13 protein-coding genes are annotated in these 15,573 nt (G+C 52.6%); 11 read left to right on the top strand and 2 right to left on the bottom strand.

What is annotated here, in order from left to right; all coding sequences use genetic code 11:
- Positions 1-113 precede the first annotated feature (113 nt).
- Positions 114-488 carry a hypothetical protein gene (locus tag L0M98_RS22650; RefSeq protein ID WP_317198005.1) on the bottom strand — a complete coding sequence of 125 codons (375 nt, stop codon included), beginning with the start codon at positions 486-488 and terminating at the stop codon, positions 114-116.
- Here L0M98_RS22650 and L0M98_RS04585 point away from each other — a divergent pair.
- Genes L0M98_RS04585 through L0M98_RS04575 form a run of 3 tightly spaced genes read left to right on the top strand, consistent with a single transcriptional unit; the run spans position 396 to position 4,246 of the window.
- Positions 396-1,106: a FimB/Mfa2 family fimbrial subunit gene (locus L0M98_RS04585; protein ID WP_317198004.1), complete on the top strand. Its 711-nt coding sequence runs from the start codon at positions 396-398 to the stop codon at positions 1,104-1,106. The two genes, L0M98_RS22650 and L0M98_RS04585, sit on opposite strands and share 93 nt — an antisense overlap.
- Positions 1,107-1,148: 42 nt before the next feature.
- Complete coding sequence (locus tag L0M98_RS04580) at positions 1,149-3,302, top strand: fimbrillin family protein (RefSeq protein WP_227215173.1); 2,154 nt, start codon at positions 1,149-1,151, stop codon at positions 3,300-3,302.
- 32 nt (positions 3,303-3,334) lie between these two features.
- Complete coding sequence (locus tag L0M98_RS04575; RefSeq protein WP_227215171.1) at positions 3,335-4,246, top strand: hypothetical protein; 912 nt, start codon at positions 3,335-3,337, stop codon at positions 4,244-4,246.
- A gap of 172 nt (positions 4,247-4,418) precedes the next feature.
- Here L0M98_RS04575 and L0M98_RS04570 read toward each other — a convergent pair whose 3' ends face one another.
- Positions 4,419-6,719 carry a bifunctional dihydroorotate dehydrogenase B NAD binding subunit/NADPH-dependent glutamate synthase gene (locus L0M98_RS04570; protein WP_227215169.1) on the bottom strand — a complete coding sequence of 767 codons (2,301 nt, stop codon included), beginning with the start codon at positions 6,717-6,719 and terminating at the stop codon, positions 4,419-4,421.
- A gap of 172 nt (positions 6,720-6,891) precedes the next feature.
- On the opposite strand from L0M98_RS04570, the gene L0M98_RS04565 reads away from it, so the two are divergent.
- The 8 genes from L0M98_RS04565 to L0M98_RS04530 all read left to right on the top strand — a co-directional run bounded on the left by L0M98_RS04565 (position 6,892) and on the right by L0M98_RS04530 (position 15,563).
- Positions 6,892-7,230 carry a translation initiation factor gene (locus L0M98_RS04565; RefSeq protein ID WP_186975030.1) on the top strand — a complete coding sequence of 113 codons (339 nt, stop codon included), beginning with the start codon at positions 6,892-6,894 and terminating at the stop codon, positions 7,228-7,230.
- A 12-nt stretch (positions 7,231-7,242) separates the two neighbouring features.
- A complete protein-coding gene (locus L0M98_RS04560) occupies positions 7,243-8,577 on the top strand; it encodes a sigma-54-dependent transcriptional regulator (protein WP_227215167.1) in 1,335 nt (444 codons plus the stop codon).
- A 362-nt stretch (positions 8,578-8,939) separates the two neighbouring features.
- Complete coding sequence (locus L0M98_RS04555; RefSeq protein WP_222621151.1) at positions 8,940-9,062, top strand: potassium-transporting ATPase subunit F; 123 nt, start codon at positions 8,940-8,942, stop codon at positions 9,060-9,062.
- 5 nt (positions 9,063-9,067) lie between these two features.
- Positions 9,068-10,774, top strand: coding sequence for a potassium-transporting ATPase subunit KdpA (kdpA, locus tag L0M98_RS04550; RefSeq protein ID WP_227215165.1), 1,707 nt, complete (start codon positions 9,068-9,070; stop codon positions 10,772-10,774).
- Between the two features lie 22 nt (positions 10,775-10,796).
- Complete coding sequence (gene kdpB, locus L0M98_RS04545; protein WP_227215163.1) at positions 10,797-12,830, top strand: potassium-transporting ATPase subunit KdpB; 2,034 nt, start codon at positions 10,797-10,799, stop codon at positions 12,828-12,830.
- Between the two features lie 9 nt (positions 12,831-12,839).
- Positions 12,840-13,418: a K(+)-transporting ATPase subunit C gene (locus L0M98_RS04540; protein WP_186975026.1), complete on the top strand. Its 579-nt coding sequence runs from the start codon at positions 12,840-12,842 to the stop codon at positions 13,416-13,418.
- Positions 13,419-13,719: 301 nt separating this feature from the next.
- Positions 13,720-14,424 carry a hypothetical protein gene (locus L0M98_RS04535; protein ID WP_227215162.1) on the top strand — a complete coding sequence of 235 codons (705 nt, stop codon included), beginning with the start codon at positions 13,720-13,722 and terminating at the stop codon, positions 14,422-14,424.
- A 14-nt stretch (positions 14,425-14,438) separates the two neighbouring features.
- Positions 14,439-15,563 carry a sensor protein KdpD gene (locus L0M98_RS04530; protein WP_227215160.1) on the top strand — a complete coding sequence of 375 codons (1,125 nt, stop codon included), beginning with the start codon at positions 14,439-14,441 and terminating at the stop codon, positions 15,561-15,563.
- Positions 15,564-15,573: the final 10 nt, after the last annotated feature.

The raw sequence follows: 15,573 nt of genomic DNA, 5'->3' as shown, positions 1-15,573 counted from the left end.
TGAGCGTTTTTACCTTTTTGCACCAAATTACGATTTGGCAAGTGAAAAAAAATACCCTTATTACGATTTGGCAAGTGATATTTTGTTGAATTGTCTCCCCGTGGATTCTATTTTTACTTAGTTTTACATTCTCGAACCACCGCACGCGGTGCTATCCCGGCGAACAAAACACTTATATATAAAAACAGCTTCATGAAACTTTTTCGACGAACTAAAAACAACCTATGACAACAAAAACAATCATCACACGACTCGGGTGCGCCGCCCTGCTCCTCGGCGGATGCGACGTGAAAGACCCGATTCACGATACCCCGCACCCCGACAGCGGACGAATCACGCTCGTGACCGAGTGGCACGACTGCTCGGCAGGTACCGGTATCCCCGCCACCTACACGGTGAAGGTGGGCGAATATTCCGCGACGGTAAGCGGCACGACGGTCACGGTAGACCACCTCTTCGAGCCGGGCAACTACCGCCTCGTCGTCCACAACACGCCGGACGCCATCACCGTGAACGGCACCGTGGCGACCGCGGCAGCGGCTGCCACCCCCGCGGGACAGACCGGAACATTCATACACGCCACCCCGGGATGGCTGCACGCCGGCGTCACGAATGTCGCGATAGAGAAGGACAAAGAACATACCGTCACGGTGGTCGCGCACCAACAAACGCGCCAACTCACGCTCGTTATCGAACCCGCGGGAGGCACGGCGGGTAAAATCGAAAGCATCGAAGGCACGCTTTCCGGCGTTGCCGGAACGCTGGACATAGACGCCGGAACGTGTACTGCCCCCTCGAACGTGGCACTGGCGTTCACGAAGATAACTGACGGCGCGAATACCGGGAAATGGTCGGCTACCGTACGGCTGCTGGGTGTAGCGGACGGGCAACAGAGGCTAAACGCCAAAATCCGCTTTACCGGCGACACCCCCACCCCCGTCACCCTCGACAGCGACCTTTCCACGGCACTCGCCGCATTCAATACCGACAAGCACATGCCCGTCACGCTGGACGGCGCGGTGGTGGAAACGCCCACGGGTGCGGTACTCTCCGCCACGATTACCGACTGGAATCCCGTCAACGGCAGTCCCGTGGTGGCAGACTGACAACATTGGAAACTGATAAGTAATAATTAAAAAAGCAATGATATGACAATAGCAAATTGCAAGAAACTCCTGCTGCTCGCGGCGCTTCCGGCCATGATGCTGGCATCGTGCAGCAAGGAAGAACCGGGTGGCAACGACGCCGACAGCCGCATCCCCGCGGCATTTACAGCCGTGGTGCAACCCACCGCTTTGCCGCCGCATACGAATACCGGTGGCTCGTCACCTGCCACCCGCACAGCCCTCGGCCCCGATGGCAACACCGTGTGGACCGCGGGCGACGTCGTGAGCATCTCCATGCTCACCCCCGGCGGCACGCTGCCCGACGACCTCGTCCCCGGCCGTGCCAACGTGCTTCACAACGTAAACCCGGAGGACGGAGCACTGACCCCTGCCGACGGCACGCCGATGTATTACCCGCAAAACACAGCGGTGGACATCATCGCTTGGCACACGAGCAAAGCCCCTGACGACAATTATATCCTCACCCTGAACACCACCGACCAGACCACCGTCGAAAAACAGCTCGCGCTCGACCCCCTCTACAGTAAATTCGAGGGCGTTCCCCGCGGCAATAATCTCGTCGTCCTCGTATTTCACCACCTGATGAGCAAAGTCAAGTTCGATATCACCCTCGGATTGGGGCTGTCCGGCGGTACGCTGACGGATGTACGACTGGCAGGCTTCCCCGAAGAAGGAAGTTTCGATATGCGTGATGGTTCTATAAATAAATTGGTTAGCCCCGCCGGGTCTGTTCGTGCGCTGAAATCGGGGGTGGCGGCAGATGGAACGGACGCCAGCTACACCGCCCTGCTTATCCCGCAGGATGCAAATTCCACCCCTCGCACGATAGTGGTCACCGTGAATGGCAAGGAATACACCGGCACCATCCCCGCAACCGATGCCTACGCTGCCAACACGATGTACACTTATCCCGTCACCGTGCGCGAAACCGGCGTTGAAGTGGGGATGCCCACTATTGACGTGCCTTGGACGGAAGGCGAACTACCCACCGTGACCTTCAACGGTAAAATATTCCGAATTATCCGCAATGCCGACGACCTCAAGCGTTTTGCTGACGATGTGAATAACGGACAGCAGAACCTCAATGCCCTGCAAACGGCGGACATCGACTTGGGTGGCATTGACGATTGGAAGCCTATCGGTATGCAGTACCTGTCTGAACTTCGGCCATTTACCGGCATTTATAACGGTAACGGATACACTATCTCCAATCTGAAAATCAATAATGCGCAAAATGGATCAGCTGCCGGCCTTTTCGGGATAACAGACGGCGGTGCTCTGCTGACCGGCATTCACCTGCGCAAGGTGGAGATAATATCAGGCAATGCAATAAATGTCGGAACCCTCGTTGGATTTAATGGTAGTGCTTCCACTGTTTCCCTATGCTCCGCTCAGGGGAAAATCAATACGAGCAAATTTGACCCAAATGTCGGCGGATTAGCGGGAACTAACAATGGTACTATTACCCGTTGCCGGACGGACGTCAAGATAATAGTAGATCGCATAAGACTATCAGGACAAAGTTCAGCATACGCCGGAGGAATAACAGGAAGAAACTCCAATGGCCTACTATTTGCCTGCCACGCCATCGGCAGCGTCACTATGGAGGTAAATACATCTGAAAGTAACTCTATATATGCTGGAGGAATTGCCGGGTATAATTCGAATGATTCTGGCTCCACTATCTACTGTTGTATAGCTGAAGGTGATGTCTCCGTTACATCTGAAACAGAAGACATCAATATCTATGCCGGAGGATTGGTAGGCCGTCACTATGGACACTATGGAGGACTACTCAATAGTTGCTATGCCCGCGGCACCGCTACAGCCAGCACTAAAGGGATAACCATCGGCAATATTGGCGCTATCGTCGGATTCATGAGCGGCGGTAATGTAGATTGCTGCTACGGCGCCGGCGTCGGTGGTAAAGGCACATCCAATTGCGGAAATACAGCACGTCTTATCTGCAATATCAACCCTGGAAAGGGCGATATACTCCAACTCATGAGTAGATCCTATTCGGCGCCCGGTACCATCACTGGTTACGACCCCGACGCCACGCCCGCCTATGGTATCGACATCTCCAAGTCTGCGTCTGTAAGTCCAGTCAACTTCTGGTTAGCAGGCGACGGAACATGGCCAGTCTTGTACTTTACCCGGAATACTCTTAAATAACCCATCCATTCACATTAAAACGTAATAACGATATGAAACATAAACTCCTTTCCACCGCCGCCGTACTCCTCCTCGTCCTGCTGACCTGGAGCTGCACCACAGACAACGACCCCGTGCCGGCGCCCGTCACGTCCGCCCCCCGGGAACTGAGCATCACCATCGGTCCCCGCCCGGCATACACTGCCGGAGCCACCCTCCCTGCCACCCGTGCCGTCCAGACCCCCGACGCCGCGCAGTGGGAAACGGGCGATGTCATCTGGCTCCACGTCGGTTTCGATTGGACACCTGCCGGAGGCACCCAAGCGAATAAAACCTATATCTCCGCCCTCCGCTACAACGGTGCCGGGTGGTCTCCCCTCAGTGTGCAGGACTCTATAGACCTCAATACCTCCGGCATCAAGCCTGCCATTGGCGGACCCATTAATTTCTCCGGCTTCAAACGCCACCCCCGTTGGCCCGCCGAAGCCCTTGCCGACGGCACCACCGATGCAAAAGTCCGGTTCGAAGCATACTATCTGGGCACAAGCATCCCCGTTGATGGCATCCTCTCTCTGGGCTATACCACAGACGTGATGACAGGTAGCGATAGCTTCTCTCCCGGCGTCCCTGCCGTCATCAGCCTTGAACACAGGTATGCCCGTATGCACGTTGCAAACGAGGTTGACGGGGCTGAGCTCATGCTTAGTAATGCAAAATACTATTACGAGTGGAATCTTAGTAACATGACCGCTAAAGAACGGGAAAACGGATATTTCTTAAGCGTCCCCGCCAAAAGTGGATATCACTTCGCGGCGATCGACAACAGCTCCAAAGTCTTTCTTAACCGCCGCAACTACAACCTCCTCCCCGGTCGCACCGACGAGTCCGGCAACGAGGTATACAACGGCTTCACCTACACCCTCATCCCGCTGAAGAACGGCACGGTGACGCCCGGTGACTGGTAAAGGAACAAAAATCGGCCCTCGCTTACTCGCCAGTTTCCTCTATAAACAGAGGAGGAACTGAAATACATTCCGAAACGCTAGAAAAGCGACCTGTAACTTGCCGCCTTCGGCAAATGCAACTTGCAACTTGCAACTTGCAATTCGCCGAAGGCGACTCTAAACAAAGGCGACTTCAAGCTTTGAACATCTCGTCAATATGTCGCGCGGCACGACGACCGTCACCCATGGCGAGAATCACGGTAGCACCACCCCGCACGATGTCACCCCCGGCGAAGAGGTCGGACAGGTTGGATTGCATCGTTTCGTCGTTGACCACGATTGTGCCCTTGCGGGAAACTTCCAGTCCGGCAACAGAATTCGGGATAATCGGGTTGGGCGATACACCCACTGCCACCACCACCACGTCGGCATCAATCGTGTACTCGGAACCTTCCACCGGTACCGGGCTGCGACGTCCGCTGGCATCGGGTTCTCCCAATTCCATCTTCTGCACCCGTACTTGTTTCACGCGTCCCCGTTCGTCAGCGATATACTCCACGGGATTCGTCAACGTGATAAACTCGCATCCTTCTTCCTTGGCGTGTTTCACTTCTTCCAGACGGGCAGGCATTTCCTCCTCGCTCCGACGGTAGACAATCATCGCGCGTTCGGCTCCCAGCCGTTTCGCCGTGCGCACGGAATCCATCGCCGTGTTACCGCCACCCACGACCACCACGTTACGACCGTGATATACCGGGGTATCGGAATCCTCGCTGTCGGCACCCATCAGGTTTACCCGCGTCAGGTACTCGTTGGAGGAAAGGATACCGTTGTAGTTCTCCCCGGGAATATTCATGAAACGGGGAAGTCCCGCTCCCGAAGCCACGTAGAACGCCTTGAACCCTTCCGCTTTCAAATCAGCCACGCTGTCGGTCATTCCCACGATAAAGTTCGTGACGAACTTCACGCCCATTTTCTTCAGGTTCTCGATCTCCACGTCCACCACGCTATTGGGCAAACGAAATTCCGGGATACCGTATTTCAACACGCCGCCAATCTCGTGCAACGCCTCGAACACGGTAACGTCATACCCTCTCTTTGCCAGATCCCCGGCACAAGACAGCCCGGAAGGACCGGAACCGATCACCGCTACTTTTATACCGTTAGCCGGGGCAACCTCGGGCACGGATATATGTCCGGATTCCCGCTCGTAATCCGAGGCGAAACGCTCCAGATAACCGATAGCCACCGACGGCTTTTTCAATTTCTGTAAATAGAAACACTTGGACTCGCATTGTTTCTCCTGCGGGCATACCCGCCCGCACACTGCCGGGAGGGCACTCGTGCGCTTCAACACGGCAGCCGCCTGCAAGAACTCACCCCGCTCGATGTTCTTGATGAAACCGGGGATGTCGATACTCACGGGACAACCTTCCATGCACGTCGGCGTCACGCAGTCCATACAACGCGTTGCCTCCCGCACGGCCATATCCGCCGTCAGCCCCAAGTTTACCTCGATGCGCTGGCTCTTGATACGCTCGGCGGCAGGTGTCTCGGGCATCACCACCCGCTCGATCGCGGTACGTTCTTTTCCCGCCACTTTCTGGCGAAGTTCCTGACGCCACGCCTCGTTACGGTCGCTCACGCCACTCTTCACCTCTATATTCTCGTGTTTTACTTCCGCTTCATGTTGTAATTTAACGGCTTCATCATCCTTGAAACCACCCAGACGGGCAAGAATCTCGTCAAAGTCTATCTGGTGCGCGTCGAACTCCGGACCGTCCACGCAGGTAAAACGGGTCTTCCCGCCTACCGTCACGCGGCAGGCACCGCACATCCCGGTACCGTCGACCATAATGGCGTTCAAACTCGCTACCGTCGGTATGTCGTGTTTCCGGGTTACTTTCTCGCAGAATTTCATCATGATAGCCGGACCGATGGTCACCGCGAAATCCACTTTCTCGCGGGCGATCACTTCCTCCATACCCTCGGTGATTAATCCCTTTTTCCCGTAACTGCCGTCATCCGTCATGACAATCACCTCGTCGGAAGAAGCCCGTATCTCGTCCTCCAGTATCACCAAGTCTTTCGTGCGCCCGGCAATCACGGAGATCACCCGGTTGCCCGCTTCCTTGAACGCTTTCACGATAGGCAACAGGGGAGCTACCCCGACGCCACCGCCACAAGCCAACACGGTACCTACTTTTTCGATATGAGTCGGTTTGCCGAGAGGTCCCACCAAATCCGTCACGTATTCGCCAACCTCCAACGCGCATAATTTCCGGGAAGAAACTCCCATCACCTGTACCACCAGCGTGATCGTTCCTCGCGCCACGTCCGCATCGGCAATCGTCAACGGCATACGTTCCCCTTTTTCCCCGACACGCACGATCACGAAATTACCCGGCTTCCGGGATTTGGCAATCAAGGGAGCCTCCACTTCCAGCTTTACAACCTTCTCTGAAAAATAAGTTTTACTTACAATTTTGTTCATAATCCATCTGTTAGTCCATTGAATTTATTTCTGCCCCGCTATCGTTTTCGACTTCAAGCCGCAAAGATAACGAACACGGTTAAAAAAACAACCAATTCATTTTCAATTTTCAACTTTCAATTTTCAATTGTATATATTACTTTTGCCAAAAGGAACAATAATAAAGACTACCATGAGCAACAAGAACGACAAGAAAGGACGCGTGAACGTGGTGTACTCCACGAACCCGGACTTCCGGTACGAGTATGACGAGGAGAACGAGACGGAAACGCTTGCCCCGGAGAAGCAGAACCTGCGGGTGACGCTCGACTCGAAGCAACGCAAGGGAAAGACGGTGACGCTCGTGCAGGGCTTCGTGGGGACAGAGGACGACTTGAAGGAACTTGCCAAATTGCTGAAGAATAAATGCGGCGTGGGCGGATCGGTGAAGGACGGGGAAATCATTATCCAAGGGGAGCTGAAAGAAAAGATACTCGCTATCCTGCGTGACAACAAATACAGGGCGAAATAGCCCCGTTTCTATATGGACAATATTTTAATCATCGACGACGAACCGCAGATACGCAAATTACTTTCCCGCATCATCGGGCTGGAAGGTTACGAGGTATTCCAAGCGGCTGACTGTCAATCCGCGCTGAAACAACTGAAACTGCACCGCCCGCGAGTCGTGCTGTGTGACGTCTTCCTGCCTGACGGGAACGGGGTTGAACTCGTTTCCGCGATAAAGACGCTTTACCCGGAAATGGAAGTGATCCTGCTCACCGCGCACGGGAATATCCCCGACGGGGTGCAGGCAATCAAGAACGGGGCGTTCGATTACATCACGAAAGGCGACGATAACAACAAAATCATCCCGCTTATCAGCCGTGCCATGGAGCAGGCAAAAAAGAATCTCGGCGAAAGCGTGAAATGCAAAGAGAGCCGCGCTTATTCCTTTGACACGATACTGGGCACGTCGCCCTGCCTGCAAGAAGCCGTGGAACTCGCCCGGAAAGTATCGGCGACTGACGTCACCGTGTTGCTCACCGGCGAAACAGGCACGGGAAAAGAGGTCTTCGCACAAGCCATACACCGGAACAGCCGCCGCGAGGCACGGACTTTTATAGCGGTGAACTGCTCGGCGTTCAGCAAAGATTTGCTGGAAAGCGAGTTATTCGGGCATAAGGCGGGGTCGTTCACGGGAGCCCTCAAGGATAAAAAGGGATTGTTCGAAGCCGCCGACAACGGCACGATCTTCCTCGACGAGATCGGGGAAATGGCTTACGAGTTGCAAGCAAAGCTGTTACGGGTGCTTGAAGCCGGGGAATACATCAAGATCGGCGACACGAAGCCCACGAAAGTGAACGTGCGCATTATTTCCGCCACCAACCGGGATTTGAAGCGGGAGATCGAGGCGGGACATTTCCGGGAAGACCTGTATTATCGCCTTTCCGTGTTTCAAATCCACCTGCCGCCGCTACGGGAACGCAAAGAGGATATCGAAGTTCTGGCACGGTCTTTCGTGCAACATTTCTCCCGACAACTGGGAAAAACGATAGAGGGCATGACACCCGAATACCTGAAAGCCCTGCAAGCTGCCGAGTGGAAAGGTAATATCCGGGAATTGCGCAACGTGGTGGAACGCGGCATGATCGTCTGCGACCGACAACTGACGGTGGAAGACCTTCCTTTCGAATTGCAACATAAGCGAAGCGAAACCACCACACAAAATCATTCCGAATTTGAACTTGCCGCCGTGGAAAAACGTCATATCGCCCGCGTACTCCAACACACCCGGGGCAATAAAACCGAAGCCTCCCGGCTGTTGAAAATCGGGCTCACCACGCTGTATCGAAAAATCGAGGAATACGGACTGTAAACCGGCCACACGAAGCGGGTGCACTATTCGGTGATTTGGTGATTCCAACCGTAAAGGAAAGATTCAGAATTGAAAATCATAAATCACCTAATCGCCAATCTCTGAATCATAGCATCTTTCCATTCTGGTAGGCAACCTTTTCAAAATGGAAGGGTCGCACGCTCGTGCGTTCTCCGCCGCATCGCAATAACACTCTTTATACCAACACATTGCCCCTACTCCACCCGTTTTGGTACGCCGATGGCATACACAAGGGGAGTAAACAACAGTATTCACTAAAAAAGAGTAGTTATGGATTTATTTTCATTCGGATTTCTGGTATGTATCCTAAGCGGCGCGGGCTGCTTCTGGTTTTTCTACAAATGTATCGATTGGTTCGAGAAAATTTAAAAGGGAGATTAATCATGTACACGGCATTATTTATCATTAGTATTATAGCATTCGGGTATTTGATGTATGTTCTTGTCAAACCCGAGAAATTTTAAACGGTATGAATACGGAAATTTTAGGTGTTATCGCGCAAATACTCCTGATGGGACTGATTGCCTACCCGTTGGGAAAATATATTGCCAAAGTTTATAGAGGCGAGCGGACGTGGTCGGATTTCATGAAACCGATCGAACGATTGATTTACAAGTGGAGCGGTATCGACCCGGAAGAGGAGATGAACTGGAAACAATTCTTGAAGGCGTTGTTGATCGTGAACCTTTTCTGGTTTATCTGGGGTATGGTGCTTCTGGTGACGCAAGGTGTGCTGCCGTTGAACCCGGACGGGAACGAGGGACAGACCGCACACCAAGCATTCAACACGTGTATCAGTTTCATGGTGAACTGTAACTTGCAACATTACAGCGGCGAGAGCGGGTTGACGTACTTCACGCAATTGTTCGTTATCATGCTGTTCCAGTTTATCACTGCCGCCTGCGGTATGGCGGCAATGGCAGGAATCATGAAAGCACTTGCCGCCAAGACGACGCGGACGATCGGCAACTTCTGGAAATACTTGGTGTTGAGTTGTACCCGTATCCTGTTGCCGCTGTCGCTAATCGTCGGTTTTATCCTGATTATCGAGGGTACGCCCATGGGATTCGACGGCAAAATGGAAGTAACGACAATGGAAGGCACCACGCAAATGGTATCACAGGGACCGACCGCGGCTATCGTGCCGATCAAGCAATTGGGAACGAACGGGGGAGGTTACTTCGGGGTAAACTCTGCCCACCCGCTGGAAAACCCGACTTACTTGTCCAACATGGTGGAATGTATAGCCATATTACTTATACCCATGGCGATGGCGTTCGCGTTCGGGTTCTACCTGCGCCGCCGGAAACTGGGATATTGCATTTACGGGGTGATGCTTTTCGCTTATCTGGTTGGCGTGTGCATTAACGTGAGTCAGGAAATGGGCGGTAACCCGCGGATTGACGAGCTAGGCATCGCGCAGGAAAACGGAGCGATGGAAGGAAAAGAGGTACGCATCGGCTCTGCCGGTACAGCCTTGTGGAGTATCACCACGACGGTGACTTCCAACGGTTCGGTGAACGGTATGCACGACTCCACGATGCCGCTTTCCGAAATGATGGAGATGTTGAACATGCAAATCAACACGTGGTTCGGTGGTGTCGGCGTGGGTTGGATGAATTACTTCACGTTTATCATTATCGCCGTGTTCATCAGTGGATTGATGGTAGGACGTACCCCCGAATTTCTCGGCAAGAAGGTGGAAGCGCGGGAGATGAAAATAGCATCCATCGTGGCTCTGCTGCACCCGTTCATTATCTTGGTCGGAACGGCGTTAGCGGCTTACCTGTACGTGCATGCCCCACAGTTCGTGGCGAACGAAGGCGGTTGGTTGAACAATCCCGGTTTCCACGGGTTGAGCGAGATGCTCTACGAGTACACGTCATCGGCAGCGAATAACGGTTCCGGTTTCGAGGGATTGGGCGACAACACGTGGTTCTGGAACTATTCTTGCGGTATCGTGCTGATTCTCGGTCGTTTCTTGCCCATCGTCGGGCAGGTCGCCATCGCCGGGTTGCTGGCAAGTAAGAAATTCGTGCCGGAAAGCGCCGGTACACTGAAGACGGACACGGTGACTTTCAGCATGATGACATTTGCCGTTATCTTTATCGTGGCAGCCCTGTCATTCTTCCCCGCGCACGCTTTGAGTACGATTGCCGAGCATTTAAGTTTGTAACATTTATTGGAATTTTTGAGATATGAAAAACAATCAAACCACTTCCCTGTTTCCCAAAGAACAGGTAATGGAAAGTTTAAAACAATCATTCGTGAAATTGAACCCGCGGGTGATGATAAAGAACCCGATCATGTTCATGGTGGAGGTTTGCTCCGTGATCATGTTCGCCGTGATGATATACTCTATATTCAACGATGAGCAGGGTTCATTCGCTTACAACGCTTGCGTGTTCGTCATCCTGTTTATCACGCTGCTATTCGCCAATTTCGCCGAGGCAATCGCCGAAGCACGAGGCAAAGCGCAGGCAGACAGTTTGAGAAAAACGAGAGAGGAAACTCCCGCCAAACGCATCGTGGACGGGAAAATCCAACACGTGAGCAGTTCACAATTGAAGAAAGGCGATGTTTTCGAGTGCGAGGCAGGTGACGTGATTCCCTCGGACGGGGAGATCATCGAGGGACTGGCTTCCATCGACGAGAGTGCTATCACGGGGGAATCCGCTCCCGTTATCCGGGAGGCCGGCGGGGACAAAAGTTCCGTGACAGGCGGTACGAAAGTGCTGTCCGACCGTATCAAGGTACTGGTTACCACCCAACCGGGAGAGAGCTTCCTTGACAAGATGATCGCCCTCGTGGAAGGCGCATCCCGCAAGAAAACCCCGAACGAAATCGCGTTGACTATCTTATTGGCAGCATTCACGCTGGTATTCGTGATCGTGTGCGTGACGTTGAAACCGTTCGCCGACTACACGGGAACGGTAATCACTATCGCGGCTTTCCTATCCTTGTTCGTGTGTCTTATCCCGACCACCATCGGGGGACTACTTTCCGCCATCGGTATCGCCGGAATGGACAGGGCACTACGTGCCAACGTGATTACCAAATCGGGAAAAGCGGTAGAAACAGCCGGGGACATAGATACCCTGTTGTTGGATAAAACGGGAACGATCACTATCGGTAACCGGAAAGCGACACGGTTCTACGCGGTGGAAGGTATGGAAGAGAAAGCATTCATAGAGGCTTGTATGCTCTCGTCCGTGTCTGACGAAACGCCGGAAGGGAAGTCCGTTATCGAGCTGGCTCATGAATCCGGCTTGCGCGTGCGGGGATTGCACACGGAAGGCGCACGGATGATTAAATTCACTGCCGAAACCCGTTGTTCCGGTATCAACCTGAAGGACGGTACCGAGATCCGGAAAGGTGCGTTTGACACGATCCGCAAGTTAACGGAAGAAGCCGGGAATAAATTCCCGACGGAAATCACGAAACTGGTCGAAATGATTTCGGCAAACGGAGGTACCCCGCTAGTGGTAAGCATCAACAAGAAGGTTGCCGGGGTTATCGAGTTGCAAGATATTATCAAACCGGGTATTCAAGAGCGTTTCGAACGCCTGCGTAAAATGGGTGTGAAAACAGTGATGGTGACGGGTGATAACCCGCTGACGGCAAAATACATCGCCGAGAAAGCCGGGGTGGATGACTTCATTGCCGAGGCTAAACCGGAAGACAAAATGGAATACATCAAGAAAGAACAAGCCGCCGGAAAGCTGGTTGCCATGATGGGTGACGGAACGAACGATGCTCCCGCCTTAGCACAAGCCAACGTGGGAGTTGCCATGAACAGCGGTACGCAAGCCGCCAAGGAAGCCGGTAACATGGTAGACCTTGACAACGACCCCACGAAGTTGATTGAAATCGTGGAGATCGGGAAACAGTTGCTCATGACACGAGGTACATTGACAACTTTCTCTATCGCCAACGACGTGGCAAAGTACTTCGCCATCGTTCCCGCCCTGTTCATGCTGTCAATCCCCGAACTTGCCGCGTTGAATATCATGGGATTGCACAGTCCGGAAAGTGCTATTCTCTCTGCCATCATCTTCAACGCGATCATTATCCCCATCTTGATCCCATTGGCACTGAGAGGCGTACAGTACAAACCGATCGGGGCTTCCGCCCTGCTCCGCCGCAACCTGCTGATTTACGGTGCAGGGGGTATCATCGTTCCGTTCGTCGGAATTAAACTGATTGATCTAATTGTTGGTTTATTCTTTTAATTGAAAGTCATGAAAAATTTTATAAAGTCATTTAGAATCACTATCGTCTTCTGTATCTTCTTCTCCGTGTTTTATATCCTCGTACTGTGGTTATTCGCCCAAGTAGCCGCACCAAACGACGGCAACGCGGAAATCATCGAGCTGGACGGCAAAATAGTGGGAGCCGCCAACGTGGGACAAACCTTCACGCGGGACATCTATTTCTGGGGACGACCTTCCTGTGCCGGTGACGGGTATGACGCATCAAGTTCCAGCGGTAGCAACAAAGGACCTACCAACCAAGAATATCTCGACGAGGTAAAAGCACGGGTAGACACCTTCCTCGTGCATCATCCCTACTTGAAACGCAGTGAAGTTCCTGCCGAGATGGTAACCGCAAGCGGTTCCGGGCTAGACCCGAACATCACACCGGAATGCGCTTACGTGCAGGCAAAACGTGTAGCCGAAGCCCGGAAGATGAGCGAAGAAAAAGTGTTGTCCATCGTGGAGGAAGCCGTGGAGAAACCGTTCCTCGGTCTGTTCGGTACGGAAAAAGTAAACGTGTTGAAACTAAATGTAGCATTGGAAAAAGCAGCTAATAATAAATGAAAGTTACCGCTATTCCGCGGTAGGGAGAACCCAAGAATCTGGTAAAACTCCCTCCCGGCTTCGCCGTACTCCCTCTATAAACAGAGGGAGAGCTTAGTTACTCAACGTCTTCGGTATGAGGCTCCAGCTCCTCCTCTGTTTATAGAGGAAACCAGCGATTAAGCGAGTGCAGAAAGAGAGCTTGCTCTCGGTTTGCCGAGCGGGAGCTGGTTCGAGACCGGCTTCCGGGCTCACTTGGCGGCGAAGCAGACGGAGGAGTTTTACCGAAGCGGAAATAGTAGTAACACAAAAAGAATTTAACATGAAAAAGAGTTTTAGAATTATTGCATTGGGACTTCTTATGATGGTTCCGTTTATGACAAAAGCACAAGACAAACTGAAAGTAAACGGTAAAATAGACTTCGCCAGCGATTATATTTGGCGGGGAGCCTACCAAAATTCGGGCTTCTCCGTCCAACCCACGCTGGGACTCGCCTACAAGAACTTCTCGCTGAGCGCGTGGGGCAGCCAGAGTCTGACAAAAGCGGACGGAGCGCAGGAGTTTGACATCAACTTGAGCTACTCGTTCAATCGCTTCTGCCTCACCCTCACTGACTACTGGTGGAACGGCATCACCAATCCCTACGGCGACTACAAGAACGACCACCACTTCGAGGTATCGCTGACGTACACGTTCGGGGAAAAATGCCCCTTGACGCTGGGATGGGCAACGATGTTCGCCGGAAGTGACGATAATGACGAGGGAGAGCGTGCCTACTCGACTTATATCAGCGCATCATACGTGTTCAACTGCCCGGCAGAGATCTCGCTTACTCCTGCCGTCGGTTTTACCCCGTGGAAAGGGATGTATTACGCGGAGAAAGCCGGATTCATGGATATTTCTCTGAAAGCAAGCAAGTCAATCAAACTCGGGGAACGCTTTTCTTTGCCTATATTTGTACAGGCAATCGCTTCCCCGGTTTTTGACAAAACCTATCTTATCGCCGGGTGGTGCATCGAGTTCTAAATAAAAACAAGTTCATGGGCAAAGAAGAAAACGTACAATATTTCCTAGACCTAATCAAACGGTCGCGACGAGGCAAGTTTAAAATCTACATCGGCATGATTGCCGGTGTAGGTAAAACTTACCGTATGTTGCAGGAAGCGCACGAATTACTGGAGAACGGCATCGACGTACAGATCGGGTATATCGAAACACATGGACGTACCGGAACGGAAGCCCTCGCACAAGGGCTTCCCGTCATCCCGAGAAAGAAAATATTCTACAAGGCGAAAGAACTGGAAGAAATGGATCTGGAAGGAATCCTGATGCAACACCCCGAACTGGTGATCGTCGACGAATTGGCACACTCCAACGTGGAAGGCAGCCGGAACGAGAAGCGGTGGCAAGACGTCATAGAGTTACTGAATGCCGGAATCAGCGTGATCTCCGCCGTCAATATCCAACATATCGAGAGCCTAAACGAAGAGGTGAAGAACATTGCCGGAATCGAGGTCAAGGAGCGTATCCCGGACAGCGTGTTACAGGAAGCGGACGAGGTCGTGAACATCGACTTGACCGCCGAAGAACTGATCAACCGATTGAAAGCCGGGAAGATTTACCGTCCAGAAAAGATTCAACTGGCGTTGAATAATTTCTTTAAAACAGAGAATATCCTGCAATTACGGGAATTAGCCTTAAAAGAGGTCGCCTTCCGTGTAGAGAAAAAGGTAGAAACGGAAGTTGTCGCCGGGGATATGGGTATCCGGCACGAGAAATTTCTCGCCTGCGTCAGCAGCAATGAAAAGACTCCCCGCCACATTATCCGCAAAGCCGCCCGACTCGCCGCACATTACAATACCACGTTTATAGCCCTCTACGTGCAAACACCGCGGGAAAACGCCGACCGCATCGGGCTCGCCACGCAACGCCATCTACTGAACCACTTCAAGCTGGCTACCGAACTGGGGGGCGAAGTGATGCAAATCGCTTCCCCGCACGTGTGGAAAACCATCGTCAATACTTGCCGCACGAGGCAAATCACCACCATCTGCATGGGGCAACCGAGTTTCAGAATGCCTGCTTCATGGATAAAAATCAACAGATACAGAAAATTCCTAAACGCAATGAGAGAAATGAACATTGATTTGATTATACTCGCGTAATAAAACTGAG

The sequence above is a fragment of the Butyricimonas sp. DFI.6.44 genome (assembly GCF_022132345.1).
Lineage (GTDB): Bacteria > Bacteroidota > Bacteroidia > Bacteroidales > Marinifilaceae > Butyricimonas > Butyricimonas muris.
This window is presented reverse-complemented; position numbering and strand designations above follow the sequence as displayed.